This window comes from Pseudomonas sp. 210_17 TE3656, from assembly GCF_054821965.1.
In genome coordinates, this window is sequence record NZ_JBTRBC010000001.1 from 3,357,554 (window position 1) to 3,384,297 (window position 26,744).

The window sequence follows — 26,744 nt, forward strand, 5'->3', positions numbered from 1 at the left end:
CTAGCGCAGTAATTGATAATTACTCGCATTATGGTTGTTTGTCTGGATATTTCGCAAGAGCTGGCGCTTGACCGCTGCCAAGTCGAGGCAAAGACTGATCAGCTATTTACCCGATCCAACCAGGAGGTTCGCATGACCAGCAAGGCTATTTATGTCCAGGCGGGCGGTGGCTACGACAAGGTTCAAGTCGGTACCTGCGAGGCAGCCGCACCCAAGTCTGGCGAGATTACTGTTCGTCTGCACGCCAACTCGCTCAACTATCACGATTTTGCCGTGGTCAGCGGCATGTGGGGGCCGACCGAGTCGCGCATCCCCATGGCTGACGGTGCCGGTGTGGTCACGGCTGTGGGTAACGGCGTGACGGAGTTTGCTGTGGGCGATGCCGTGGTCAGCACCTTCTTCCCCGACTGGCTCGATGGCCAGGCGCAGGTGGAAGGCTTTGCCACGGTGCCAGGAGACGGTATCGATGGCTATGCCCGCGAACTGGTCACCGCGCGTGCTACATCGTTTACCCATGCCCCCAAAGGCTACAGCCATGCCGAGGCGGCGACCCTCACCACCGCAGGGCTTACCGCCTGGCGCGCGCTGATGGCCGACGATTCACTCAAGCCGGGCGATACCGTGCTGGTGCAGGGCACTGGCGGTGTTTCGATCTTCGCCCTGCAATTCGCCAAACTGGCTGGCGCCACGGTGATTGCCACCTCGTCCAGTGACGAGAAACTTGAACGCCTCAAGGCCATGGGCGCCGATTACCTGATCAACTACCGCAAGACGCCGGCGTGGGGCGAAACGGTGCGCCAGCTCACAGGTAATCGTGGGGTGGATCACGTCATCGAAGTGGGCGGCCCGGCGACCCTTGAGCAATCGATGATCGCCGCGCGGATTGGCGGGCACATTTCGCTGATCGGAATTCTCACCGGGGTCGCCGGCCAGCTGCCGCTGGTGCAGGCACTGGTACGCCAGATCCGCTTGCAAGGGGTACTGGTCGGCAGCCGAGCCCAGCAGCAGGCGATGGTGCGGGCAATCGATGCCAACGGTTTGCGTCCGGTGATCGACAAAACCTTCGCTCTGGAACAGATCGTCGATGCGTTCCGCTACCAGGAAAGCAACCAGCATTTCGGCAAGATCTGCCTGGAATTCTGATCGTACTCGCCTCCGAGGCAGCCCGACCTTGGTCGGGCTTGACCTCTGCGCTACAACGTTGAAGATCGCTAACCACCTGCTTTTAAACAAATTTCCTGAAATCTCGGTTCACACTCTCACACTTCGAATGAATGTTATTTCGAACATCATGTGTGATATTTTGCCCGCCGCTCGAAAAATCCATGGCACAGAGCCATCGCCCAGGCGATGGGCCTGTGACGCATCGTTTCAGGTGCTTCCGGTAATAAATATAAATACGCAGTGAGTGTGATCATGAGTGCAAACCCCAACATCGCCGTGGGCGGTGCTGACGCGTCCGTTTCCGAATCATCGGGCCTTGAAGTCAAACGCCTGACCTTCGTAGAGGCCGTGGCGATGATCGTCGGCACCAACATCGGTGCCGGCGTGCTGTCGATGGCCTATGCCAGCCGTCTGGCCGGTTACATGCCGCTGCTTTTGTGGCTGGCGGTTGCCGGTGTCTTCACCACCATCTCCATGCTCTATGTCTCGGAAACGACCTTGCGTACCCGCAGCCATCATCAGTTGAGCGGCCTGGCGCAACGCTATGTCGGCTCCTTCGGTGCCTGGGCGATCTTCCTTTCGGTGGCGGTCAACAGCATCGGCGCCCTGACCGCCTACATGAGCGGCAGCGGCAAGATCCTCAGCGAGTTCTTCGGTATCAGTCCGGCGTTGGGCAGCCTGCTGTTCTTCCTGCCTGCGGCATTTGTGCTGTACCTGGGACTGAAGGCGATCGGCAAGGGTGAAAAGTTCATCAGCATCGGCATGGTCTCGATGACCCTGGTGCTGGTGATTGCGACACTGATCAACGAGCGCACCGATTTTGCCAACCTGTTCGAGGGCAGCTGGATCTACATGATTCCGGTGTTCAACATTGCCGTGTTCTGTTTTTCGGCGCAGTACGTGGTGCCGGAAATGGCCCGTGGTTTCAGCCATGCACCCAAGCGCCTGCCAGTCGCAGTTATCACCGGGATGGTGATCACCTTCATCTTGCTGGCGATCGTGCCGATGTCGGTGATTGCCCTGAACGGCCTGGAAAACCAGACCGAAGTCGCCACCCTGGCCTGGGGCCAGGCTCTTGGGCAATGGGCGTTCTACACCGCCAACACCTTTGCCTTGTGCGCGATGATGACGTCTTACTGGGGCCTGGGCGGCAGCTTCCTGACCAACATCTTCGACAAGTTCAAAAGCCTGGGCTCGGAAAGCAACCCCAAGAACCGTCTGCTGGTGCTTGGTATCGTCTGCGTACCGCCGTTCATCCTGGCTTACAGTGGCATGGTCGGCTTCGTCAACGCCCTGTACTTTGCCGGGGTGTTCAGTGGCGTGATTCTTTCGATCATGCCGATTCTGATGCTGCGCTCGGCGCGCAAGAACGGTGACATTGTTCCGGCCTGGCAGTGCGGCTGGATCGCCCATCCGCTGATCCAGGTACTGGTGGTGATTCTGTACCTGTGCAGCATGGCCTATGCGATTGCCAGTGCACTGGGCTGGTTGCCTGGGGGCTGGTAAGGGGAATTTAAGGCAACAAAAAAGGCATCTGCGCAGAGCGTCAGATGCCTTTTTTGTTTTGCGTGTTTGGTGGAACCGGGGGGATTTGAACCCCCGTCCGCCAGTGCTCCGCTGTCGGTCCTACATGCTTAGCCGTGTCTATTGAGTTAATCCGCAGCCGCCCGACGGGCAGGGTGCTTTGGACGAGTTGTGTAAGTTTTAGCCGCTTCGTCCACAACGTACTGCACGGCGATCCTGTTCTGTATGACAATCACTTTGGGTTTACAGGCATCCCCTGGTGATTGCTGGAGCCGAAGCTACCAGAAGGAAGCTCTAGGCTGCTTACGCAGCGAAGCGTACTTCCCCGTAGTTTTCGTCATTGGCAACTATAGAAAGTTGCAACAGTGGATTTACGAGTTCTGTTACCAACTCGGCATGCACCTAGAGTTTCACTACCGGCGTCGAATCCTAATCGGCCCCATTTGTTGCGCTCTAGCTGAAGCGTTTTTCAACGCTCGGGGATCAGTATACGCCATCGGTCGGGCGACGTCGACTGCGGTTCCAGTCGCCCTGCTGATTCGCTACTGGCCGCCTTTTTCGGTCTTTTCCAGGCGCTCGATCACTTTGCTGGTGATCGCGATGCAATCTTTGTCATTGCCTGCGGCCTGGGCTTTCTTGGCATCTTCGACGTGTTTGGCAATGCTTTCGTCGAGCCCTTCTGGGGTGGCGCCGGCGGTGGCCATAGAGTCGCTGATTTTCTGCAGGTTGGCAGTGCACAGGTCTTCAGCCGCGAACACAGGGGAGGCAAGCAGTGCGGCGGTGATGAACAGTCCGGAAATCGCAGTACGCTTCATGTGAATCTCCTTGGCGGGATGGCCCTGGGAAAAACGGGCCTTTCTGGATGGACTGCGACGCTTGCCGGGGGTTCAGATTAGATGGCCTCTTCGCGGGGCAAGCCCGCTCCTACCGGTAGGAGCGGGCTTGCCCCGCGATCGGAGTTCAGAGGTTCCGAGGCCGGGTCACGCGGTCCACCAGATAAACTAGTCCGTGATAATCGATCCCGCCATGATTCGACAGGCCGATTTCACAGGTGCGGCTAGTGGAGATTCCTTCACTGCAGTACTGCACCGCGTCCTTGAGACTGCGCAGCGAATGGGCGTTGAGCTCCGGAGTGGTGAAGCCCTTGTCGCCGGCAAAGCCACAGCAGTGGATGCCCTCAGGGATCACCACCTGTTTACTGCAGCGCCGCGCAAGGTCGATCAGCTCCTGGCTTTCGCCCAGGTGCTGGGTGCTGCAGGTCACGTGCACAGCAATCGGTTCGTCCTGGGGGGTGAATTCCAGTCTGTCGATCAGATGGGTGCGGATGAAACGCACCGGGTCGTAGAGATCCAGGCGGGTTTCGGCCAGGTCCTGAACCAGGCGCAGGGTGCAGGGGCTGGTGTCGCAGTAGATCGGATCAAGCCCGCCACGACTGGCATGCAGCAGTGCGTTGATCAGCTCCTGGCGCTTGTGTTCGGCCTGTTCGGCGTAGCCCTTGGATGCAAAGGGCTGGCCGCAGCACAGGTTGTCCTGGTTCTCCGGAAACACCACTTGGTAGCCGGCTTTTTCCAGCAGGGCGCGGGTCTTGTCGAGCAACGAGGTCTGTTCACGGTCGGCTGCCGCCGGGCCCATCACCCGCGACACACACGCTGCCAGGTACACCACTCGTGGCCGCGCATCGTTGCTCGCCGGGCCGAACGAAACGGCCTTCAGTGGTTGCGGCATGGCCGCCGTCCACTGCGGAAGCCGGCCGTGACTGACTTTGCTGAGGTGGGCGCTAAGGCGGCTCAGGCGCGGGGCGCCGAGCAACCTGCGTGCACCATTGGCCGCCTGCAGGGTAAAGCGTGCACCGCTGAGGGCGGTGTGGAAGTTTTCTGCCAGCCAGTCAGCGGTTTTCACATGCGCTGCGACCTGGCCGCGCAGTTTCTTCACCAGTTCGCCGGTGTTGATACCCACCGGGCAGCGCTGGGCGCACAACCCGGTGGCGGCACAGGTGTCGATGCCTTGGTACTGGTAGTCACGCTCGAGTTGACGGGTATCGTTGCCAGCGCGTTTCTGCGCCTGGATATCGCGCCACATGACGATGCGCTGGCGCGGGCTGAGCGTCAGCCCTTTGGACGGGCACACCGGTTCGCAGAAGCCGCATTCGATGCATTTGTCGACAATCTCGTCGGCGGCCGGCAGCGGCTTGAGGTTTTTCAGGTGCAGTTGCGGATCGTCGGTCAGCACTACATCAGGGTTGAGAATGCCGGCCGGGTCGAGCAGGCGCTTGAGCTGCCACATCAACTGATAGGCGTCGCTACCCCATTCCAGCTCGACGAAGGGCGCCATGTTGCGCCCGGTGCCGTGTTCGGCCTTCAGCGAACCGCCGTATTCCACGGCAACCAGCTGGGCGACGTCATCCATGAAGGCTGAATAGCGCGCCACCTGCTGTGGCGAGTCGAAGCCCTGGGTGAAGACGAAGTGCAGGTTGCCTTCCAGGGCATGGCCGAACAGGATTGCTTCGTCATAGCCGTGCTTGTCGAAGAGTGCGATCAGGCGATTGACGCCTTCGGCCAGTTTTTCCACGGGGAAGGTGACGTCTTCGATGATCACCGTGGTGCCCGTCTCGCGCACTGCACCGACGGCCGGGAAGGTGTCTTTGCGGATGCGCCAGAGCTGGTTGTAAACCACCGGGTCTTCGCTGAAATCAACCTGCTTTTCCACCGGGAAGCCGGCGATCGAGGCACTGATGTGTGCCAGTTGCTCGTGCAGCAGCGATTGTGTGGCAGCGCGGGATTCGATGAGCAGCGCACAGGCACCAGCAGACAGGCTCTTCACCCACACCGGCATGCCTTGCATGTTCTCCACCGAGCGCAGACTGCGGCGGTCGAGCAGCTCGACAGCGGACACCGGTTGCTGCTTGAGCACCGGCACTGCGTTGCAGCAGGTCTCGACATCGGGGAAGACGATCAGCGCACTGGCTTTGTGCGGATGGTCCGGCACGGTGTTGTAGGTCACCGCGCTGATGAAACCGAGGGTACCTTCGGAGCCGACCATCAGGTGGGTGAGGATATCCACCGGTTCGTCGTAGTCCACCAGCGCATTGAGCGACAGTCCGGTGGTGTTTTTCAGCCGGTATTTGTGGCGGATCCTGGCTGCCAGCTCGGTGTTGGCGCGGGTCTGCCGACCCAGTTCACCGAGTTGATCGAGCAGCGCGCCGTGGCTTTCACGCAAACGCGTGACGCTCTCGGGGATTTCGCTGTCGAGCAAGGTGCCGTCGGCCAGCAGCAGGCGCATGCCGGCGAGGGTGTGGTAGCTGTTCTGCGCGGTGCCGCAGCACATGCCGCTGGCGTTGTTGGCGACGATGCCGCCGATTTTGCAGGCATTGATCGAGGCCGGGTCCGGGCCGATTTTGCGTCCGAATGGGGTCAGCCAGGCGTTGGCCTGGGCGCCGATTACGCCCGGCTGCAGACGGATCTGCTTGCCGCCATCGCGAATGTCACGGCCGTTCCAGTTGTCACCCAGCACCAGCAGCACCGAGTCGCTCACCGCCTGACCGGACAGGCTGGTGCCGGCAGCGCGGAAGGTGACTGCAACCTGCTGGGCGTGGGCCGCCTTGAGCAGGGTGGCGACTTCGTCTTCGCTCTCGACACGGATCACTAGCTTGGGAATCAGCCGGTAGAAGCTGGCGTCGGTACCGAAGGCCAGGGTCGAGAGCGGGTCGTCGAAACGCCGCTCGCGGGGGATCAGGTGTTCAACCGTGTCGAGGAACGCGGCGGGCAGACTCATGCAATCTCCTCGCGGGACCGCGGCGTCTGGTGCGCCATGTGTCCCGGTCAATCAGGCGGTGATCGGTGCGGGCGCGGCAATCAGGCGCCCAGTTCGCGTACCAGCGAATCACGGGTGATCTCGCTGATGGTCTTGGCGCCGGTAAGCACCATGGCCACGCGCATTTCTTTCTCGAACAGGTCCAGCAGGTTCTTCACTCCGGCTTCACCAGCGGTGGCCAGCGCATAGAGGAATGCACGACCGATCAGCACGGTGTCCGCACCCAGGGCGATCATGCGCACCACATCCAGGCCGCTGCGAATGCCGGAGTCAGCGAGGATCTTCAGGTCGCCTTTTACCGCATCGGCGATCGCCGGCAGGGCACGGGCGCTGGACAGCACGCCATCGAGCTGGCGGCCGCCGTGGTTGGAAACGACGATACCGTCGGCACCGAACTTCACGGCGTCCTTGGCATCCTGCGGATCAAGGATGCCCTTGATCACCATCGGGCCATCCCAGAACTCGCGGATCCACTCCAGGTCCTTCCAGGAAATCGACGGGTCGAAGTTGGCACCCAGCCAGCCGATGTAGTCGGCCAGGCCCGTTGGGCTGCCACGGTAGGTGGAGATGTTGCCCAGATCGTGCGGCTTGCCCAGCAGGCCGACATCCAGCGCCCACTGTGGATGGGTCATGGCTTGCCAGACGCGGCGCAGCGGCGCATTCGGGCCGCTCATGCCCGAGTGTGCGTCACGATAGCGGGCGCCAGGTACCGGCATGTCGACGGTGAACACCAGGGTGGTGACACCGGCGGCTTTCGCCCGCTCCAGGGCATTGCGCATGAAACCGCGATCCTTGAGGACGTAGAGCTGGAACCACATCGGGCGATTGATGGCCGGAGCGACTTCCTCGATCGGGCAGACCGACACCGTCGACATCGTGAAGGGGATGCCCTTGGCCGCGGCCGCACGGGCGGCCTGGACTTCGCCACGCCGCGCGTACATGCCTGTCAGGCCAACCGGCGCCAGGGCCACCGGCATGCTCAGCGTTTCGTTGAACAGTTGGGTCTCAAGGCTCAGCTCGGACATGTTTTTCAGCACGCGCTGACGCAGTGCAATGCTGGCCAGGTCTTCGACGTTGTGGCGCAGCGTGTACTCGGCGTAGGCGCCGCCGTCGGCGTAATGGAACAGGAACGGCGGCAGCTTGCGTTGCGCTGCGGCGCGGTAGTCGGTAGAGGCAGAAATGATCATGTGGTCTCGCTGCGTCGGTGGAAAAGGGCGGATGCCGGGCGCGCAGCAACGCGCCCGGCATCTAACACTTTAGTGAACCAGCATGCCGGTCAGCCAATATGCCTGGATCAGGGTGATCAGGCCGACGATGGTGGCGAAGAACAGGCTGTGCTTGAGGGTGAAGCGGAACAGGTCGGATTCCTTGCCGACCAGGCCGGTGGCCGCACAGGCTACCGCGATCGACTGAGGCGAAATCATCTTGCCGGTTACGCCGCCGCTGGTGTTGGCCGCAACCAGCAGGGTGTCGTTGACCCCGATCTGGTGCGCAGTGGTGGCCTGCAGTGAGCTGAACAGGGCGTTGGACGAGGTGTCGGAACCGGTCAGGAACACACCCAGCCAGCCGAGGAACGGCGAGAAGAACGGGAATGCCGCGCCAGTGCCGGCCAGTACCAGGGCCATGGTCGAAGACATGCCCGAGTAGTTGGTGACGAAGGCAAAGGCCAGGACCATACCGATCGACAGGATCGGCCAGCGCAGTTCGAAGAAGGTCTCTTTCAAAGTGGTAAGACCAGTTTTGAAGTTGATCTTCAGGACCAGCATGGAGATCAGCGCCGAGAAGAAAATCGCCGTACCGGTGGCGGAAATCGGGTCGAGTTTGAACACGGCCGGAATCGCAGTCGGGGTGGCGACGATCGGGGCGGTCTTGATCACCAGTTGATCAAGGTGCGGGATGGCGAAGTTGAACACCCAGCTGTACATCGAACCGCCGGCGGCAAAGGCTGCCTTGAACGGCTTGAGGGTCCAGATGGTGACCAGCACGGTGAGGATCAGGAATGGCGACCAGGCTTTGAAGATCTCGCCGAGGCTGTATGGCGAAGGCTGACTGCCGCCTTTGACCACTGCTGCGCCGACGCTGCCGGTGGCGCCAGCGAACGAACGCTTGGGCTGCCAGACCTTGAGGAACAGGGTCAGGGAAATCAGGCTGGCCAGGGCCGAGGTGATGTCCGGCAGTTCCGGGCCGATGAAGTTCGAAGTGAAGTACTGGGTCACGGCGAAGCTCAGGCCAGCTACCAGTGCGGCAGGCCAGGTCTCTTTGACGCCGCGCAGGCCGTCCATCATGAACACCAGCCAGAACGGCACGAACATCGATAGCAGCGGCAGCTGGCGGCCGGTCATGGCGCCGATTTTGAAGGCGTCGATACCGGTCACCTGACCAGCGACGATGATCGGGATGCCGAGGGCGCCGAAGGCCACTGGCGCGGTGTTGGCGATCAGGCACAGGCCGGCTGCGTACAGCGGGTTGAAGCCCAGGCCGACCAGCAGCGCGGCGGTAATCGCCACCGGGGCGCCGAAGCCTGCCGCACCTTCAAGGAAGGCGCCGAAGCAGAAACCGATCAGCAGCACCTGCAGGCGTTGGTCATCGGTAATCGACAGCACCGAGCTGCGGATCACTTCGAACTGGCCGCTCTTGACGGTCAGTTTGTAGAGGAACACTGCAGCGACGATGATCCAGGCGATTGGCCACAGGCCATAGGCAAAACCGTATCCGGCGGCGGCAAGCGCCATGTCGGCGGGCATCTGGAAGGCGAAGATCGCTACCAGGATCGACAAACCGAGGGTGATGCTGCCGGCGACGTGGCCCTTGAGCCGGAACACTGCCAGAGCGAGGAAGAAGAACACGATCGGGATGACTGCCGCGAGCGCGGACAGGCCAAGACTACCAAGCGGACTGTAGAGCTGTTGCCAGGTTTGCATATGGGGTGGCCCCTAATTGTTGTTGGTCAGCACTGGCATTGGATAATTGGTAAGACCAATTTACAATGTCGAGGCGCTAGGTTAAAAGCCTCGCTGTGGGTGTGTCAATTTGTCCCAAGAAAACTTTCGCCGGACGGGTGTCGGCGAGCTGGCCTGAGCGGCAGCGAAAGTTGCAATCTGATGGGTGTCGGCAGGGAGCGGATAGGCCAGAATAGACAGCCCCGAACGCACTCGGGATTGTGGAGAGCATGTGATGGTTTTTGATCAGGTCCGCCAACGCCGTTTGTCCGACGATATCGTCGACAGGCTTGAGGGGATGATTCTTGAGGGCACCCTGACTGCCGGTCAGCGGCTGCCTGCTGAGCGGGCATTGGCTGAGCAGTTCGGGGTGTCGCGACCTTCATTGCGTGAAGCAATCCAGAAACTGGTGGCCAAAGGGCTGCTGGTCAGTCGCCAGGGCGGCGGCAACTATGTGGCCGAGGCGTTGGGTTCGACCTTCAGCGACCCGTTGTTACAGCTATTGGAGAGCAACCCCGAGGCCCAGCGCGATCTGCTGGAGTTCCGGCATACCCTGGAGGCATCGTGCGCCTATTACGCGGCAATCCGCGCGACCGAGCCTGACCGTCAGCGGCTCAAGGCGGCGTTCGATGCCTTGCAGGACTGTTATGCCCGCTCGGGTGAAGTGGATCGGGCCGAGGAGGGCGCTGCTGATGCACGCTTTCATCTGGCGATTGCTGAAGCCAGCCACAATGCGGTGTTGCTGCACACCATCCGTGGTCTGTTCGATCTGCTCAAGCGTAACGTGGTGACCAACATTGGCGGCATGTACAAGCAGCGTGCCGAAACCCGCGACATGCTGATCAATCAGCACCGTGAGCTGTACCTGGCGATCGTGGAAGGGCGGGCAGAGGATGCTCGCGAGGTGTCCAGCCGACACATTCTGTATGTGCAGGAAGTGCTCGATGAAGTGCGCCAGGAAGTGCAGCGAACAGCGCGAGCGGAGCGGCGTAGCGGGCGTTGACGCAATCGCGGGGCAAGCCCGCTCCCACCAGGATCACTTAACCCCGGTGGGGGCGGCGGTACGACGACTCGACTTGCCCCGCGATAAGGCCGGTTCAGACTGAAATCAGTCTTCCTTGCCCTTGTTGCGCACCGCACGCTGCAATTCGCGATTGGAATCACGCTCGCGCTGGGTATCGCGCTTGTCGTATTCCTTCTTGCCCTTGCCGAGCGCGATCTCGCACTTGATCAGATGCTTGCTCCAATAAATCGACAAGGCTACGCAGGTGTAGCCCTTTTGCTGGACGGCAGCATGCAGCCGCTCCAGCTCACGTTTATTGAGCAACAGTTTGCGGGTGCGTGTCGGGTCGGCAATGACATGTGTACTGGCGGCCGTCAGCGGCGTGATATGGCTACCCATCAGCCAGGCCTCGCCATCTTTGAGCACCACGTAACTGTCGGTCAGATGCGCCTTGCCGGCACGCAGACTTTTTACTTCCCAACCGGACAGGACCAATCCGGCCTCGAACTTGTGCTCGATGAAGTAATCGTGTCGCGCCTTTTTATTCTGCGCGATGGTCCCTGTCGGATGTTTCGTTTGTTTAGCCATAGGGGCGGCATTATAGGCAGTCGTTGCGCTGTCGGCTACGGGGTAGCAGTGCGCTTGAGCCTGTGAGGTGAATCCCGGACAATGCGCGCTCTTTTTTTCCACAGTTGAGCGTGTTGATGTCGACGGACAAGGTTTCTGTCCATGGTGGCTGGGCCAGTCGCTGGGTATTTGTACTGGCGGCGACCGGTGCCGCGGTGGGCTTGGGGAGTATCTGGAAATTCCCCTACATGGTCGGCGTCTACGGTGGCGGTGCCTTTGTTCTGGTGTTTCTGGCCTGTATTGCCTTGATCGGTATTCCGGTGATGCTGGCCGAGACCCTGATCGGCCGCCGCACCCGGCAAAGCCCGGCCAACGCCTTGCGTGACCTGGCGCTGGAAGCAGGGCATTCGCCGCGCTGGTCCTGGTGGGCATTCGCCGGGATGGTCACGGCGTTGCTGATCCTGTCGTTCTACAGCGTGGTCGGTGGCTGGTCGTTCGACTACATCATCAATATGGGCCGGGGCGATTTTCAGGGGGTGACGGCTGATCAGGTCGGTGGTTACTTCAATGGCGTGATCAGCGACCCTTGGCGCCTGGTGCTGTGGCACAGCCTGTTCATGCTGCTGTCGGCGCTGGTGATTGCCCGTGGCGTGGTGGCGGGGCTGGAGAAAAGCCTGCGGATCATGATGCCGCTGCTGTTCCTGCTGCTGGTGATCCTGCTGGGGTACAGTCTGACGACCGGGCACTTCATGCAGGGCCTGCATTTCATGTTCGACTTCGACACCTCGCGTTTGCTGGATGGCTTGTTGCCGGCCATGGGGCACGCCTTTTTTTCGTTGAGTGTCGGTGTTGGCTCGCTGTTGATCTATGGGGCCTACATGCCGAAAGGCGCCTCTATTGGCGGCACCATCGTTGCTGTTGCCCTGCTCGATACCTTTGTTTCGCTGCTGGCCGGCCTGGCTCTGTTCCCGATTGTCTTCGCTGCCGGCCTGAACCCTAGCGAGGGCCCGGGGCTGATGTTTGTCGCCTTGCCATTTGCCTTCGGTAATGTGGCCTTTGGCCAATTGATGGGCGTCGTATTCTTTGTTCTAGTGGCAGTGGCGGCCTGGAGTTCGGCGATTTCCCTGCTTGAGCCCATGGTCGCCTACCTGGTGGAGCGTACTGGCGTACGCCGTGGCTGGATCACTACCTGGCTGGCTTTCAGTTGCTGGTTGGTCGGCCTGGGTACAGTGTTTTCGTTCAATATCTGGCAGCAGGCGCGCTTTTTCGTGAACGACGGCAGCGGTTTTCAGCTCTACCAGTGGGGTGTGAGCGGCGGGCTGGACTTCTTTGGCGTGATCGACTTTTTCACCTCGCGGGTCATGTTGCCGCTGGGTGGTTTGTGCTTTGTGATATTCGCGGGTTGGATCATGGGGCGTGAGGCGGTGCGCGATGAGTTGGCAATGCGCAGCCCGCTGCTGTTTGCTCTGACTTTCTTCTTGATGCGCTATGTGGCGCCACTCGGCATTCTGGTTGTGTTTGCCGCTCAGCTTTGGAAGTGACACCTGGATGACTACCCATATTCAACGTTCGGCCCTGCTGCCCTATCCGGCCCAGGCGTTGTACGACCTGGTCAACGATGTTGCGCGCTACCCGGAGTTCCTGCCCTGGTGCTCGTCCAGCACTGTGCTCGAGGTCAATGACGAGTTGATGCGTGCCAGCCTGGAAGTGGCCAAGGGGGGCATGAGCCAGAAGTTTGTCACCCGTAATGTGCTGGTGCCCGGGCAATCCATCGAAATGAACCTGGAGGAGGGACCGTTCAATCAGTTGCACGGTCTGTGGATCTTCAAACCATTGGGCGAGAAGGCCTGCAAGATCAGTCTGGACCTGTCTTTCGACTACGCCGGACCGCTGGTGCGGGCGACCCTCGGGCCGCTGTTCAATCAGGCAGCCAACACCCTGGTCGATGCCTTCTGTCAGCGGGCCAAACAACTTGCGGGTTGAAGTGGTTTACGCCACGGCCGAGCGGCAATGGTTGCTGGCTGTGGACGTTGCGCCCGGCACGACACTGCGTGAAGCAGTGCGGTTGTCGGGTATTGCCGAGCAAGTGCCGGGTCTGGATGTAGACGCGTGCCCGCTCGGCATCTTCGGCAAAGTCGTCAACGAGGCAGCCCAGCAGGCGGTCGCTGAGGGTGATCGCATCGAGCTGTACAGGCCTTTGCTGATCGACCCGAAGGAGGTGCGCAAGCAGCGCGCGGCCAAGGTGGCGAGGGTCTTCAAGAAAGCCAAGCGCTGAATTACAGGCACAAAAAAGCCCGGAATGTCCGGGCTTTTCTTTGCCTGCAGAATACTTACTGCGGCGAGGTTTCCAGCGGGGCTGGGGTCGGTACCGGGATCGTTTCGATGGTATCGACTTCGCGCTGGATTTTCTCTTCCAGGGAGCCTGGCTTGGCCGGGGTCTCTTTGACCTGCTCAGCTGGCTCAGTGGTGGTGCCTGGCTGTGCCGGGCTGACGCTGGTGTCGCCGCTGCCGCCGAGGATTTCCTGGTCGCGGCTGACGCCTGGCATGAAGTCGCCGGACAGGCTGACCAGTTGATCGTTCTCGTTGAAGAAAATGCTCATGCGTTCCTGTTGGCGTTGGCCGCCACCAGGTTGCAAGCTGTACAGGTAATCCCAGCGATTGGTGTGGAAGGTATCCTGGATCAGCGGGTTGCCCATGATAAACCGTACTTGCCGACGGGTCATTCCGGGGCGTAATTGGTCTATCATGTCTTGCGTGACGACATTGCCCTGCTGGATGTCGATTTTGTAAACCCCGGGGAACGAGCAACCGGCGAGTGCGAGCAGTCCCACAAAGGTGAGGCTGGTTAGCAAGAGCTTGGTGTTTTGCATCGGTGGGCGACTTCCACTATCTTGGCTGGACAACGTAAACCCCGATCATACCCGTATTCAGAGAAGCTGCGAAGCAGCATCGGCGAGAAAGCTGACCATGGTTGAAAATAGCGAATTGCGCAAAGCCGGTCTCAAGGTGACACTGCCTCGAGTAAAAATTCTACAGATGCTCGACTCTACCGAGCAGCGTCACATGAGTGCTGAGGATGTCTACAAGGCGCTGATGGAGGCAGGCGAGGATGTCGGTCTGGCCACGGTCTACCGTGTTCTGACCCAGTTCGAAGCTGCCGGCCTGGTGGTGCGCCACAACTTCGATGGCGGTCACGCCGTGTTCGAGCTGGCCGATGGCGGCCACCACGACCATATGGTCAACATGGAGTCTGGCGAAGTTATCGAGTTCTTCGATAGCGAAATTGAAAAGCGCCAGAAAGAAATCGTTGCTGCGCATGGTTTCGAACTGGTTGACCATAATCTGGTCCTGTACGTGCGCAAGAAAAAGTAAGTAACACTTCTTGCTGTGCTGCATCAAAGGCGACCCAGGGGTCGCCTTTGTGCTTTCTGGTGCGGGCCTCAGGCCTTGCTGGTGACCACCATTTTGCGGGCGTGGGCCAGCGACTCCTTGGTCAGGTCGATACCGCCGAGCATCCGCGCCACTTCTTCAACGCGTTCGCGCTTGCCCAGGTTGGCCACGGCGGTATGTGTGGCGTCACTGTTGCGCACCTTGTGGACAAACAGGTGGTGATGGCCCTGGGCGGCCACTTGTGGCAGGTGGGTCACGGTCAGAACCTGGCCACGCTCGCCCAGGCGTCGCAACAATTGACCGACGATCTCTGCCGTCGGGCCGCCGATCCCGACATCGACTTCGTCGAACACCAGGGTCGGGATGCGCGAGGTTTGCGCGGTGATTACCTGGATTGCCAGGCTGATCCGTGACAGTTCTCCCCCGGAGGCGACTTTGGCCAGACCCTTGAGCGGTTGGCCGGGGTTGGCACTGACCAGTAGCTCCACCTGCTCCAGGCCGTGGGGCGACAGCTCATCGCTGCCATTGGCGTGCAGTTCGATGCTGAAACGGCCACCGGGCATGCCCAGGCGCTGGATTTCCTGCTCGACCGCGCCGGCCAGCTGGTTGGCAGCCTGGATGCGCAAGGCGCTCAACTCACCGGCCTTGTCCTGGTAATGACGGGCAAAGGCAGCCAGTTCTTCGCCAAGACGCTCAATGGACTCGTCATTGGCATTCAGGCCTTCGAGTTCCTCCATCAGCCGCTGTTGCAGGTTTGCCAGTTCCGTCGGGTGCACGCGGTGCTTGCGAGCGAGGGTATAGATGCTGTCGAGCCGTTCTTCGAGTTGCTGCAGGCGCGCGGGGTCGGCGTCGAAGTGATCAAGGAAGCGGTTCAGCTCGCCGACCGCTTCTTCAACCTGGATCTGTGCGCTGGCGATCATGTTGGCGGCTTCGCCCAGCGCCTTGGGCGCATTTTGCACCGCGGTCAGGCGATTGAGGCTGGCGGTCAGGGCGTTGAGCACATTCCCCGAATCGTTTTCACTGCAGTGATCGATCACCTGACGGCAGATACCAAAGAGTGCTTCGGCGTTGGTCAGGTTCTTGTGTTCCTGCTCCAGCTGCTCCAGTTCGTTCTCGCCCAGGCCGAGGTTGTCGAGTTCTTCGAGTTGGTAGCTGAGCAATTGATGTTGCGCCCGCTGCTCGTCGCCGGAGTTGGACAGGCGCTCCAGCTCCTGGCGGGTCTGGCGCCAGCGCTGGGCGGCCAGCTGTACCTGGCGGGCCAGGTCGGTGGCCCCCGCGTACTCGTCGAGCAGGCGGCGATGGGTATCGGACTTCAGCAGCGACTGGTGCTCGTGCTGGCTGTGGATATCTATGAGCAACTCGCCGAGGGCCTTGAGGTCGCCGAGCGGGCAGGGCGTGCCGTTGATGTAGCCGCGGCTGCGGCCTTCGGCGGTGATCACCCGGCGCAGGATGCACGGACCATCATTGTCCAGGTCGCGCTCGGCCAGCCAGGTGCGGGCCTCGGGAATGTCTGCCAGATCGAAGGTGGCGAGGATGTCGGCCTTGTCAGCGCCTGGACGCACCACGCCACTGTCGGCACGATCACCCAGAGTCAGGCCCAGGGCGTCGAGCATGATCGATTTGCCGGCCCCGGTTTCACCGGTAATGACGCTCATCCCGCGGGCGAGCTCGAGGTCCAGGTGTTCGACGATGGCGTAGTTGTGTACGGACAGGTGCACCAGCATTGGGGCGGCTCCCAGGCGTTAAGTCTGGTTATTTATACAGTGTTTTCAAATCCTCTGACAATGCTGCCGTTTAGTTCATTTTGGTTATCAGGGCGCAGTTCTGATTGCGACGGGTTATGAGCGAATGCGCGTGAGCTGTTTCGTAGCCCTTGAACCTGGGTTTTGCGACCCCATATAGGCGGCAGAAGCGCGAGTAATGCTCGCAGACCTTATTCGAGAGGAGAGATTTTATGGCTGACGAACAGCTGGATGAACAGAATCTGAACGCCGAAGCGACTGGCGACCAAGACCTGAGCGCCCGCGTACAGGTGCTCGAAGAGCAGCTGGCGGCGGCCCAGGATCAATCCCTGCGCACCGCCGCCGACCTGCAGAACGTGCGCCGTCGCGCCGAGCAGGACGTAGAGAAGGCGCACAAGTTCGCCCTGGAAAAATTCGCCGGTGACCTGCTGCCGGTCATCGACAGCCTCGAGCGTGGCCTGGAGCTGTCCAGCGCCGAGGACGAGAACATTCGCCCGATGCGCGAAGGTATCGAGCTGACCCTGAAGATGTTCCACGACACCCTCAAGCGCTACAACCTCGAGGCGATTGACCCGCACGGCGAACCCTTCAATGCCGAGCACCACCAGGCCATGGCCATGCAGGAAAGCGCCGAGGTCGAGCCCAACAGCGTGCTCAAGGTGTTCCAGAAGGGCTACCAGCTCAACGGTCGCCTGCTGCGCCCGGCCATGGTCGTGGTCAGCAAGGCCCCGGCAGCGGTTTCGCCGTCGATTGACGAGCAGGCTTGAAATCGTTTCTGGCGCCCCCATCTAGGTGTCAAGCATTCAAGTATTACCGCAGTTAGCCACCACTGCTGCGGCAACCAAATTCAAGTTTCGGGAGAGTTAACATGGGTAAAATCATCGGTATCGACCTGGGGACCACCAACTCCTGCGTCTCCATTCTGGAAAACGGCAGCGCCAAGGTTATCGAGAACGCTGAAGGCGCGCGTACCACGCCGTCGATCATCGCTTATGCCAACGATGGCGAGATCCTGGTTGGCCAGTCGGCCAAGCGTCAGGCTGTCACCAACCCGCACAACACCCTGTACGCGGTAAAGCGTCTGATCGGCCGTCGCTTCGATGAAGACGTCGTGCAGAAAGACATCCAGATGGTTCCGTACAAAATTGTCAAAGCGGACAACAGCGACGCTTGGGTTGAAGTGAACGGCCAGAAAATGGCACCGCCACAAATCTCGGCTGAAATCCTGAAAAAGATGAAGAAAACCGCCGAAGATTACCTCGGCGAGCCAGTGACCGAGGCGGTCATCACCGTTCCGGCCTACTTCAACGACAGCCAGCGTCAGGCCACCAAGGATGCCGGTCGCATCGCCGGTCTGGACGTAAAACGTATCATCAACGAACCAACCGCAGCTGCGCTGGCATACGGTATGGACAAGGCCAAAGGCGACCACACCGTGATCGTTTATGACCTGGGTGGTGGTACCTTCGACGTTTCGGTAATCGAAATCGCCGAAGTCGATGGCGAGCACCAGTTCGAAGTATTGGCCACCAACGGTGACACTTTCCTCGGTGGTGAAGACTTCGACATTCGCCTGATCGACTACCTCGTCGACGAGTTCAAGAAAGAAAGCGGCATGAACCTCAAAGGTGACCCGCTGGCCATGCAGCGCCTGAAAGAAGCCGCTGAAAAAGCCAAGATCGAGCTGTCCTCGAGCCAGCAGACCGACGTCAACCTGCCGTACATCACTGCAGATGCCACCGGTCCTAAGCACCTGAACGTGAAGATCTCCCGCGCCAAGCTGGAGTCGCTGGTCGAAGACCTGGTTCAGCGCACCATCGAGCCTTGCCGCATTGCGATGAAAGACGCCGGTATCGACGTCAGCAAGATCGACGACGTGATCCTGGTTGGCGGTCAGACCCGTATGCCGCTGGTACAGAAAGCGGTTACCGATTTCTTCGGTAAAGAAGCGCGTAAAGACGTCAACCCTGACGAAGCTGTTGCCATGGGTGCTGCTATCCAGGGTGCGGTACTGGCTGGTGACGTCAAAGACGTACTGCTGCTGGACGTCAGCCCGCTGACCCTGGGTATCGAAACCATGGGTGGCGTGATGACCGCGCTGATCGAGAAGAACACCACTATCCCGACCAAAAAGTCGCAGGTGTTCTCGACTGCCGATGACAACCAGAGCGCCGTGACCATTCACGTGCTGCAAGGTGAGCGTAAGCAGGCTGCGCAGAACAAGTCCCTGGGCAAGTTCGACCTGGCCGAGATTCCACCAGCACCACGTGGTGTGCCACAGATCGAAGTAACCTTCGACATCGACGCCAACGGCATCCTGCACGTAGGCGCCAAAGACAAGGCTACTGGCAAGACTCAGTCGATCGTGATCAAGGCCAACTCCGGTCTGTCTGATGAAGAAATTCAGCAGATGATCCGCGACGCCGAAGCGAACTCGGAAGAAGACCGCAAGTTCGAAGAACTGGCCGCTGCCCGCAACCAGGGTGATGCACTGGTTCACTCGACTCGCAAGATGGTCGCTGACGCCGGTGACAAGGTCACTGCTGAAGAGAAGACTGCGATCGAAGCTGCCGTGGTTGCCCTGGAAGCCGCTATCAAAGGCGACGACAAGGCTGCCATCGACGCCAAGGTCGAAGAGCTGTCGAAAGTTTCGGCTCCAGTTGCTCAGAAGATGTACGCCGAGCAGCAGGCCGAGCAGCCACAGGCTGGCGCACAGCAGGCTGAAGAAGCCAAGCACGACGACGTCGTTGATGCTGAGTTCGAAGAAGTTAAAGACAACAAGTAATTGCTACAGGTTGTCGGCCGGTTGACTGCTTTCTAGTGGTTGGCTGGTAGGATGTCGCCGCGCGGGGGCTTGCTCCCGCGTTGGCGTGTCTGCAATACCCGAATTTTTACAGTATCTGTCAGGCCTCCTGGAGGGGGTTGAGGCAGCTGCTGGCGGCACAGCGCGGAATGCGCAGAGGTTTGCCGAACGTCCTCAAGAGTGCAAAGACTTATGGCAAAGCGTGACTATTACGAAGTTCTGGGAGTTGAGCGCGGCTCCAGTGAAGCGGACCTGAAGAAGGCCTATCGCCGCCTGGCGATGAAGCATCACCCGGACCGTAACCCTGATGACAAAGACTCGGAAGAGAAATTCAAGGAAGCCAACGAGGCTTACGAAGTGCTCTCCGATGCCAGCAAGCGCGCCGCCTATGATCAGTACGGTCATGCCGGTGTCGATCCGAGCATGGGTGGTGGCGGTGCCGGCTTTGGTGGCGCGAACTTCTCCGATATTTTCGGTGACGTGTTCAGCGATTTCTTCGGCGGCGGCCGCGGTGGCTCGCGCGGTGGTGCCCAGCGTGGCAGTGACCTGCGCTACACCCTGGAGCTGAACCTGGAAGAAGCGGTGCGTGGCACTACGGTCAATATCCGTGTGCCGACACTGGTCAACTGCGAGCCGTGTGATGGCTCCGGTGCCAAGAAAGGCTCGTCGCCTTCGACCTGCCCGACCTGCGGTGGTATTGGTCAGGTGCGCATGCAGCAGGGCTTCTTCTCGGTCCAGCAGACCTGCCCGCGTTGCCATGGCCAGGGCAAGATCATTACTGATCCGTGCGGTTCCTGCCACGGTGAAGGTCGTGTCGAAGAGTACAAGACCCTTTCGGTCAAGGTGCCGGCTGGTGTCGATACGGGCGATCGCATTCGTCTGTCCGGTGAAGGTGAAGCCGGCTCTCATGGTGGTCCGACCGGTGACCTGTACGTTGTGATCAGCGTGCGCGAACACCCGATCTTCCAGCGTGACGGCAAGCACCTGTACTGCGAAGTGCCGATCAGCTACACAGATGCTGCCCTGGGTGGTGAGCTGGAAGTGCCGACCCTCGATGGTCGGGTCAAGCTGAAGATTCCGGAAGGTACCCAGACCGGCAAGCAGTTCCGTTTGCGTGGTAAAGGTGTGGCGCCGGTTCGTGGTGGTGGCGCTGGCGACCTGATGTGCCGCGTCGCGGTCGAAACGCCGGTCAACCTCAGCCGTCGCCAGCGTGAGCTGCTTGAAGAGCTGCGCGATTCGCTGGAAGGCGACAGTTCCCATTCGCCGAAAGCCAATGGCTGGTTCGAAGGCGTAAAGCGCTTCTTCGGCGACTTGTAAGAAGGAATAGGGCATGCGACGTATAGCGGTAATGGGCGCGGCAGGGCGCATGGGCAAGACCCTGATCGAAGCGGTACAGCAGGCTCCGGGTGCGGGGCTGACTGCGGCGATTGATCGTCCGGACAGTTCGCTGGTCGGGGCTGATGCCGGTGAGCTGGCGGCGCTGGGTCGGATCGGCGTACTGCTGTCCGACGATCTGGCCAAGGTTGCTGACGAGTTCGACGTGCTGATCGATTTCACTCACCCGTCGGTGACCCTGAAGAACCTGGCGTTTTGCCGTAAGGCAGGCAAGGCCATGATCATCGGCACTACCGGTTTCAGTGTCGAAGAGAAGCAGCTGCTGGCCGAGGCGGGTAAAGACATCCCGATCGTCTTTGCGGCCAACTTCAGTGTTGGTGTCAACCTCAGTCTGAAACTGCTGGACATGGCTGCGCGAGTGCTCGGTGATGATGTCGACATCGAAATCATCGAAGCTCACCATCGGCACAAGGTCGATGCGCCATCGGGTACCGCGCTGCGCATGGGTGAAGTCGTCGCCAATGCGTTGGGGCGTGATCTGCAGGAAGTGGCGGTGTACGGCCGTGAAGGCCAGACCGGTGCCCGTGATCGCCAGACCATCGGTTTCGCCACTGTGCGTGCCGGCGACGTGGTCGGTGATCACACCGTACTGTTCGCTGCTGACGGTGAGCGCCTGGAGATCACTCACAAGGCTTCCAGCCGCATGACCTTTGCCAAGGGTGCGGTACGTGCCGCCCTGTGGCTGGACGGGCGCGAGCCTGGCTTGTACGACATGCAGGACGTGCTCGATCTGCGTTGATCGGTTCTGCTGAGAGGGGTAGTTGCCTGTGGGAGCGGGCTTGCCCCGCGATTGCAGTTAGCCAGTTGCAACGCCTCGCGGGGCAAGCCCGCTCCCACTGTCGCATTCCTGAGCTTTTCAGGCACATCAGTGGTAGACCAAAAAAGCGTTTTTCTGTAAGCTACAGCTTTAGTGTGTCCACTAAAAGCGCGCAGATAATTCGATTAAGAAAGCGGGGTGACGTGTCTATACGTCATTCCGCTTTTTTGCAACCTGCGATCGCCCCTTCAGGCTTGATTTACGGGAGGTCTTCTTGACTAAGCCAGCCATACTCGCCCTTGCCGATGGCAGCATTTTTCGCGGTGAAGCCATTGGAGCCGACGGACAAACCGTTGGTGAGGTGGTGTTTAACACCGCAATGACCGGCTATCAGGAAATCCTGACTGACCCTTCCTATGCGCAGCAAATCGTTACCCTGACTTACCCGCACATCGGCAACACCGGCACCACGCCGGAAGACGCCGAGTCCGACCGCGTCTGGTCGGCCGGTCTGGTGATTCGCGACCTGCCACTTATCGCGAGCAACTGGCGCAACAAGCAGTCGCTGCCTGACTACCTCAAAGCCAATAACGTGGTAGCGATCGCCGGCATCGACACGCGTCGTTTGACGCGCATCCTGCGTGAGAAGGGCGCGCAGAACGGTTGCATCCTGGCCGGCGACAACATCAGCGAAGAGGCTGCAATCGCCGCCGCTCGCGGTTTTCCTGGCCTCAAGGGCATGGACCTGGCAAAAGTTGTCAGCACCAAGTCCAGCTACGAATGGCGTTCCAGCGTCTGGGAGCTGAAAACCGACAGCCACGCGACCATCGATGCCGCCGAGCTGCCGTACCACGTGGTTGCCTACGACTACGGCGTCAAGCTGAATATCCTGCGCATGCTGGTCGCCCGCGGCTGCCGCCTGACCGTGGTGCCGGCGCAAACCCCGGCCAGCGAAGTCCTGGCGCTCAACCCGGATGGCGTGTTCCTGTCCAACGGCCCTGGTGATCCGGAGCCATGCGACTACGCGATCCAGGCGATCAAGGACATCCTCGAAACCGAAACCCCGGTGTTCGGTATTTGTCTGGGTCACCAGCTGCTGGCCCTGGCCTCCGGTGCCAAGACCGTGAAAATGGGTCATGGTCACCACGGTGCCAACCACCCGGTCCAGGACCTGGATACCGGCGTGGTGATGATCACCAGTCAGAACCACGGTTTCGCGGTTGATGAGGCCACCCTGCCGGGCAACGTCCGCGCCATCCACAAGTCGCTGTTCGACGGTACCCTGCAGGGCATCGAGCGCACCGACAAGAGCGCCTTCAGCTTCCAGGGGCACCCTGAAGCCAGCCCGGGCCCGACTGACGTCGCGCCTCTGTTCGACCGTTTCATCGATGCCATGGCCAAGCGCCGCTGAGCACCTGAGAGAAGGCCCTGAACCGGTGCAAGCCGCGTTCAGGTGCTGTCCCAAGAATGTTCAAAGCGGCTTGCCGACTGACCTGCGGAATTGAGTGATACCCATGCCAAAACGTACAGACATTAAAAGCATCCTGATTCTCGGCGCTGGCCCGATCGTGATCGGCCAGGCCTGCGAATTCGACTACTCCGGCGCCCAGGCCTGTAAAGCCCTGCGCGAAGAGGGTTATCGCGTCATCCTGGTGAACTCCAACCCGGCCACCATCATGACCGACCCGGCCATGGCCGACGCCACCTACATCGAACCGATCAAGTGGCAGACCGTTGCCAAGATCATCGAAAAAGAGCGCCCTGACGCACTGCTGCCGACCATGGGTGGCCAGACTGCCCTGAACTGCGCCCTGGACCTGGAGCGCGAAGGCGTCCTGGAAAAGTTCGGCGTGGAAATGATCGGTGCCAACGCCGATACCATCGACAAAGCCGAAGACCGTTCGCGCTTCGACAAGGCGATGAAGGCCATTGGCTTGGAGTGCCCGCGCTCCGGCATCGCCCACAGCATGGAAGAAGCCAACGCAGTGCTCGAGAAGCTCGGCTTCCCGTGCATCATCCGTCCGTCCTTCACCATGGGCGGCACCGGTGGCGGTATTGCTTACAACCGTGAAGAATTCGAAGAAATCTGCGCCCGTGGTCTGGACCTGTCGCCGACCAAAGAGCTGCTGATCGACGAATCGCTGATCGGCTGGAAAGAGTACGAGATGGAAGTGGTCCGCGACAAAAAGGACAACTGCATCATCGTCTGCTCGATCGAGAACTTCGACCCGATGGGCGTGCACACCGGTGACTCGATCACCGTGGCTCCGGCACAGACCCTGACCGACAAGGAATACCAGATCATGCGCAACGCCTCGCTGGCGGTGCTGCGTGAAATCGGTGTTGAAACCGGCGGTTCCAACGTTCAGTTCGGTATCTGCCCGGACACCGGCCGGATGGTCGTGATCGAGATGAACCCGCGGGTATCGCGTTCCTCGGCCCTGGCATCGAAAGCTACCGGTTTCCCGATCGCCAAGATCGCTGCCAAGCTGGCCGTTGGTTACACCCTCGACGAACTGCAGAACGACATCACTGGCGGCCGTACCCCGGCTTCCTTCGAGCCGTCGATCGACTACGTCGTCACCAAGCTGCCACGTTTCGCCTTCGAAAAATTCCCGAAAGCCGACGCCCGCCTGACCACCCAGATGAAGTCCGTGGGTGAAGTCATGGCCATCGGCCGGACCTTCCAGGAATCCCTGCAGAAAGCCCTGCGCGGTCTGGAAGTCGGTGTTTGCGGCCTCGATCCGAAAGTCGATCTGGCCAGCCCTGACGCTGCCAGCATTCTCAAGCGCGAGCTGACCGTGCCGGGTGCCGAGCGTATCTGGTACGTGGCTGACGCCATGCGCTCGGGCATGACCTGCGACGAAATCTTCGCCCTGACCGGTATCGACCACTGGTTCCTGGTGCAGATGGAAGACCTGATCAAAGAAGAAGAAAAGGTCAAGACCCTGGCCCTGTCGGCGATCGACAAGGACCTGATGCTGCGTCTGAAGCGCAAGGGCTTCTCCGACCAGCGTCTGGCCAAGCTGCTGGGTATCACCGACAAGAACCTGCGTCGTCACCGCCACAAACTTGAAGTGTTCCCGGTCTATAAGCGCGTTGACACCTGCGCGGCCGAGTTCGCCACCGACACCGCCTACCTGTACTCGACCTACGAGGAAGAGTGCGAGGCCAACCCGTCGACCCGCGACAAGATCATGATTCTCGGCGGCGGCCCTAACCGTATCGGTCAGGGTATCGAGTTCGACTACTGCTGCGTGCACGCAGCACTGGCCCTGCGTGAAGACGGTTACGAGACCATCATGGTCAACTGCAACCCGGAAACCGTCTCCACCGACTACGACACCTCCGACCGTCTGTACTTCGAGCCGCTGACTCTGGAAGACGTGCTGGAAGTGGTGCGCGTCGAGAAGCCAAAAGGCGTGATCGTCCACTACGGCGGCCAGACTCCGCTGAAACTGGCGCGCGCCCTGGAAGAAGCCGGCGTACCGATCATCGGTACCAGCCCTGACGCCATTGACCGCGCGGAAGACCGTGAGCGCTTCCAGCACATGGTTCAGCGCCTGAATCTGCTGCAGCCGCCTAACGCCACCGTGCGCAGCGAAGACGAAGCGATTCGTGCTGCCGGCGTTATCGGTTACCCGCTGGTGGTTCGTCCGTCCTATGTACTGGGCGGCCGTGCGATGGAAATCGTCTACGAACTGGACGAGCTCAAGCGCTACCTGCGTGAAGCGGTACAAGTCTCCAACGACAGCCCGGTGCTGCTCGACCACTTCCTCAACTGCGCCATCGAGATGGACGTGGATGCGGTCTGCGACGGCAAGGACGTGGTGATCGGCGCGATCATGCAGCACATCGAACAGGCGGGTGTTCACTCCGGTGACTCGGCTTGCTCGCTGCCACCGTACTCGCTGCCAGCCCATGTTCAGGACGAAGTCCGCGAGCAGGTCAAGAAAATGGCCCTGGAGCTGGGTGTTGTCGGCCTGATGAACGTCCAGCTGGCGCTGCAGGGCGACAAGATCTACGTGATCGAAGTCAACCCGCGCGCTTCGCGTACCGTGCCTTTCGTCTCGAAGTGCATCGGCACATCGCTGGCGATGATCGCCGCGCGCGTCATGGCCGGTAAATCGCTGAAAGAAATCGGTTTCACCGAGGAAATCATTCCTAACTTCTACAGTGTCAAAGAAGCGGTGTTCCCGTTTGCCAAGTTCCCGGGTGTTGACCCGATCCTCGGCCCTGAGATGAAATCCACCGGTGAAGTCATGGGTGTCGGTGACAGCTTCGGTGAAGCCTTCGCCAAGGCCCAGATGGGTGCCAGCGAAGTGCTGCCGACCGGCGGTACTGCGTTCATCAGCGTGCGTGACGACGACAAGCCGCAAGTGGCCGGTGTTGCCCGTGACCTGATCGCCCTGGGCTTCGAAGTGGTTGCCACCGTCGGTACCGCCAAGGTTATCGAAGCGGCTGGCCTGAAAGTGCGTCGCGTGAACAAGGTGACCGAAGGTCGTCCGCACGTGGTCGACATGATCAAGAACGACGAAGTGTCGCTGATCATCAACACCACCGAAGGCCGCCAGTCGATCGCCGACTCCTACTCGATTCGCCGCAATGCGTTGCAGCACAAGATTTACTGCACCACCACCATTGCGGCCGGTGAAGCCATCTGCGAAGCGCTGAAGTTTGGTCCTGAAAAGACCGTTCGCCGCTTGCAGGATCTGCATGCAGGACTCAAAGCATGAGCATTACCAAGTACCCGATGACCGTCCGGGGCGCTCGCGCCCTGGAGGAAGAGCACCTTTTCCTGAGCAAGACCGAGCGTCCGCGCTTGAGTCAGGCCATTGGTGAAGCCCGCGAGCTGGGCGATCTCAAGGAAAACGCCGAGTACCATGCTGCCCGTGAAGAGCAGGGTATGGTCGAGGCGCGTATTCGCGATATCGAAGGCCGTCTGCAGAACTCGGTGGTGATCGACGTCACCACCATCGCCCACACCGGCAAAGTGATTTTCGGTACTACCGTGGACCTGGAAAACACCGAGACCGGCGAGCAGGTGACTTACCAGATCGTGGGTGAGGACGAAGCGGACGTGAAGCAGGGCAAACTCTCGGTCGGTGCTCCGATCGCCCGCGCCATCATTGGCAAGGAAGAGGGTGATACCGTGGTGATCAAAACGCCAAGTGGTACGGTCGAGTACGAGATTGTCGAAGTCAAACACATCTGACCGTCGCCGGGGCTTTGCTGCCGCCCCGGCAATCTGGCAACTGACCCAGGTGTTCTGGGTAGGTGGCCTGTGGATGCTGCATTTCGGTTTGCTGCCGGCGTTGGGCCAGATTGGCCTGGCGCCGCTGTTGATCGAGGATATTGGTAGCCTGATGGCATCGTTGCTGGTGGCGTTTGCGGCGTTTTGCGCAGGCGTGCAGGCACTGGTGCTGATTCAGGCACAGGGCCTGGCCAGTCTGTGGCGGGACATGCGGGGGCAGTTGTTGTCGATGGCAATGCTGGCGTGCGTGGTGTATTTCGCCTTGCGCGTGGGCATGCCGGAGGAATTGCGCTGGCAGCTGTTCTGCTACCTGGTGTTGGGTCTTACCGGCTTGCTGCTGGTCATGCAGCCGGTGCCGGGCAGGGCGCGCAGGGCGCGCCACTGACCGCGGCGAAC

At 60.4% G+C, this 26,744-nt stretch carries 22 protein-coding genes and 1 other RNA gene; 15 read left to right on the forward strand and 8 right to left on the reverse strand.

Going from position 1 to position 26,744, the window contains the following annotated elements:
• Window positions 1-132 precede the first annotated feature (132 nt).
• Both ACVI9W_RS15800 and ACVI9W_RS15805 read left to right on the forward strand, forming a co-directional pair.
• Window positions 133-1,143, forward strand: coding sequence for a zinc-dependent alcohol dehydrogenase family protein (locus ACVI9W_RS15800; RefSeq protein ID WP_461530474.1), 1,011 nt, complete (start codon window positions 133-135; stop codon window positions 1,141-1,143).
• Between the two features lie 273 nt (window positions 1,144-1,416).
• The gene (locus ACVI9W_RS15805; protein WP_051939156.1) at window positions 1,417-2,670 is read left to right on the forward strand and encodes an aromatic amino acid transport family protein; all 1,254 of its coding nucleotides are present in this window, start codon (window positions 1,417-1,419) and stop codon (window positions 2,668-2,670) included.
• Window positions 2,671-2,737: 67 nt separating this feature from the next.
• Here the strand turns inward: ACVI9W_RS15805 and ssrA are convergent.
• From ssrA to ACVI9W_RS15830, 5 genes are all read right to left on the reverse strand, one after another.
• Window positions 2,738-3,129, reverse strand: a transfer-messenger RNA (tmRNA) gene (gene ssrA, locus ACVI9W_RS15810).
• A gap of 101 nt (window positions 3,130-3,230) precedes the next feature.
• Window positions 3,231-3,503: a hypothetical protein gene (locus tag ACVI9W_RS15815; RefSeq protein WP_157191074.1), complete on the reverse strand. Its 273-nt coding sequence runs from the start codon at window positions 3,501-3,503 to the stop codon at window positions 3,231-3,233.
• A gap of 145 nt (window positions 3,504-3,648) precedes the next feature.
• Window positions 3,649-6,459 carry an FAD-binding and (Fe-S)-binding domain-containing protein gene (locus ACVI9W_RS15820; protein ID WP_461530475.1) on the reverse strand — a complete coding sequence of 937 codons (2,811 nt, stop codon included), beginning with the start codon at window positions 6,457-6,459 and terminating at the stop codon, window positions 3,649-3,651.
• Between the two features lie 80 nt (window positions 6,460-6,539).
• On the reverse strand, window positions 6,540-7,685 hold the full coding sequence (gene lldD, locus ACVI9W_RS15825; RefSeq protein WP_038606701.1) for an FMN-dependent L-lactate dehydrogenase LldD: 1,146 nt from the start codon (window positions 7,683-7,685) through the stop codon (window positions 6,540-6,542).
• Window positions 7,686-7,754: 69 nt separating this feature from the next.
• Window positions 7,755-9,419, reverse strand: coding sequence for a lactate permease LctP family transporter (locus ACVI9W_RS15830; protein WP_038606703.1), 1,665 nt, complete (start codon window positions 9,417-9,419; stop codon window positions 7,755-7,757).
• Window positions 9,420-9,672: 253 nt separating this feature from the next.
• Here ACVI9W_RS15830 and ACVI9W_RS15835 point away from each other — a divergent pair, with 253 nt between their 5' ends.
• Window positions 9,673-10,440 carry a GntR family transcriptional regulator gene (locus ACVI9W_RS15835; RefSeq protein ID WP_461530476.1) on the forward strand — a complete coding sequence of 256 codons (768 nt, stop codon included), beginning with the start codon at window positions 9,673-9,675 and terminating at the stop codon, window positions 10,438-10,440.
• A 105-nt stretch (window positions 10,441-10,545) separates the two neighbouring features.
• Here ACVI9W_RS15835 and smpB read toward each other — a convergent pair whose 3' ends face one another.
• Window positions 10,546-11,028, reverse strand: a complete 483-nt coding sequence (gene smpB / locus ACVI9W_RS15840) for an SsrA-binding protein SmpB (RefSeq protein WP_038606709.1) — start codon at window positions 11,026-11,028, stop codon at window positions 10,546-10,548.
• Between the two features lie 116 nt (window positions 11,029-11,144).
• Between smpB and ACVI9W_RS15845 the strand changes: the two genes are divergently transcribed.
• The 3 genes from ACVI9W_RS15845 to ACVI9W_RS15855 are packed head-to-tail and all read left to right on the forward strand — an operon-like array spanning window position 11,145 to window position 13,282.
• On the forward strand, window positions 11,145-12,548 hold the full coding sequence (locus tag ACVI9W_RS15845; RefSeq protein WP_422415176.1) for a sodium-dependent transporter: 1,404 nt from the start codon (window positions 11,145-11,147) through the stop codon (window positions 12,546-12,548).
• A 7-nt stretch (window positions 12,549-12,555) separates the two neighbouring features.
• Window positions 12,556-12,990 (forward strand): type II toxin-antitoxin system RatA family toxin, encoded by a 435-nt coding sequence (locus ACVI9W_RS15850; protein WP_038606715.1) that lies wholly within the window; start codon window positions 12,556-12,558, stop codon window positions 12,988-12,990.
• Window positions 12,953-13,282, forward strand: a complete 330-nt coding sequence (locus tag ACVI9W_RS15855) for an RnfH family protein (protein ID WP_422415175.1) — start codon at window positions 12,953-12,955, stop codon at window positions 13,280-13,282. The genes ACVI9W_RS15850 and ACVI9W_RS15855 overlap by 38 nt, the downstream gene beginning before the upstream one ends.
• Window positions 13,283-13,337: 55 nt before the next feature.
• Here ACVI9W_RS15855 and ACVI9W_RS15860 read toward each other — a convergent pair whose 3' ends face one another.
• A complete protein-coding gene (locus ACVI9W_RS15860) occupies window positions 13,338-13,877 on the reverse strand; it encodes an outer membrane protein assembly factor BamE (protein WP_461530477.1) in 540 nt (179 codons plus the stop codon).
• A 97-nt stretch (window positions 13,878-13,974) separates the two neighbouring features.
• Here ACVI9W_RS15860 and fur point away from each other — a divergent pair, with 97 nt between their 5' ends.
• The gene (fur, locus tag ACVI9W_RS15865; protein ID WP_461530478.1) at window positions 13,975-14,379 is read left to right on the forward strand and encodes a ferric iron uptake transcriptional regulator; all 405 of its coding nucleotides are present in this window, start codon (window positions 13,975-13,977) and stop codon (window positions 14,377-14,379) included.
• Window positions 14,380-14,447: 68 nt separating this feature from the next.
• Here fur and recN read toward each other — a convergent pair whose 3' ends face one another.
• On the reverse strand, window positions 14,448-16,121 hold the full coding sequence (gene recN / locus ACVI9W_RS15870) for a DNA repair protein RecN (RefSeq protein WP_461530479.1): 1,674 nt from the start codon (window positions 16,119-16,121) through the stop codon (window positions 14,448-14,450).
• Window positions 16,122-16,351: 230 nt separating this feature from the next.
• Between recN and grpE the strand changes: the two genes are divergently transcribed.
• The 8 genes from grpE to ACVI9W_RS15910 all read left to right on the forward strand — a co-directional run bounded on the left by grpE (window position 16,352) and on the right by ACVI9W_RS15910 (window position 26,733).
• Window positions 16,352-16,906, forward strand: coding sequence for a nucleotide exchange factor GrpE (gene grpE, locus ACVI9W_RS15875; RefSeq protein ID WP_038606729.1), 555 nt, complete (start codon window positions 16,352-16,354; stop codon window positions 16,904-16,906).
• A gap of 101 nt (window positions 16,907-17,007) precedes the next feature.
• A complete protein-coding gene (gene dnaK, locus ACVI9W_RS15880; protein WP_038606732.1) occupies window positions 17,008-18,924 on the forward strand; it encodes a molecular chaperone DnaK in 1,917 nt (638 codons plus the stop codon).
• A 210-nt stretch (window positions 18,925-19,134) separates the two neighbouring features.
• Complete coding sequence (gene dnaJ, locus ACVI9W_RS15885; RefSeq protein ID WP_461530480.1) at window positions 19,135-20,259, forward strand: molecular chaperone DnaJ; 1,125 nt, start codon at window positions 19,135-19,137, stop codon at window positions 20,257-20,259.
• Between the two features lie 13 nt (window positions 20,260-20,272).
• A complete protein-coding gene (gene dapB, locus ACVI9W_RS15890) occupies window positions 20,273-21,076 on the forward strand; it encodes a 4-hydroxy-tetrahydrodipicolinate reductase (RefSeq protein ID WP_422415171.1) in 804 nt (267 codons plus the stop codon).
• A 292-nt stretch (window positions 21,077-21,368) separates the two neighbouring features.
• Window positions 21,369-22,505 carry a glutamine-hydrolyzing carbamoyl-phosphate synthase small subunit gene (gene carA, locus ACVI9W_RS15895; RefSeq protein WP_422415169.1) on the forward strand — a complete coding sequence of 379 codons (1,137 nt, stop codon included), beginning with the start codon at window positions 21,369-21,371 and terminating at the stop codon, window positions 22,503-22,505.
• 103 nt (window positions 22,506-22,608) lie between these two features.
• Complete coding sequence (gene carB, locus ACVI9W_RS15900) at window positions 22,609-25,830, forward strand: carbamoyl-phosphate synthase large subunit (RefSeq protein ID WP_461530481.1); 3,222 nt, start codon at window positions 22,609-22,611, stop codon at window positions 25,828-25,830.
• Window positions 25,827-26,309: a transcription elongation factor GreA gene (gene greA / locus ACVI9W_RS15905; protein ID WP_178082823.1), complete on the forward strand. Its 483-nt coding sequence runs from the start codon at window positions 25,827-25,829 to the stop codon at window positions 26,307-26,309. The genes carB and greA overlap by 4 nt, the downstream gene beginning before the upstream one ends.
• Entirely contained in the window at window positions 26,287-26,733 is a 447-nt protein-coding gene (locus ACVI9W_RS15910) for an MFS transporter (protein WP_422415166.1), read from the forward strand. Before greA ends, ACVI9W_RS15910 begins: the two co-directional genes overlap by 23 nt.
• Window positions 26,734-26,744 lie beyond the last annotated feature (11 nt).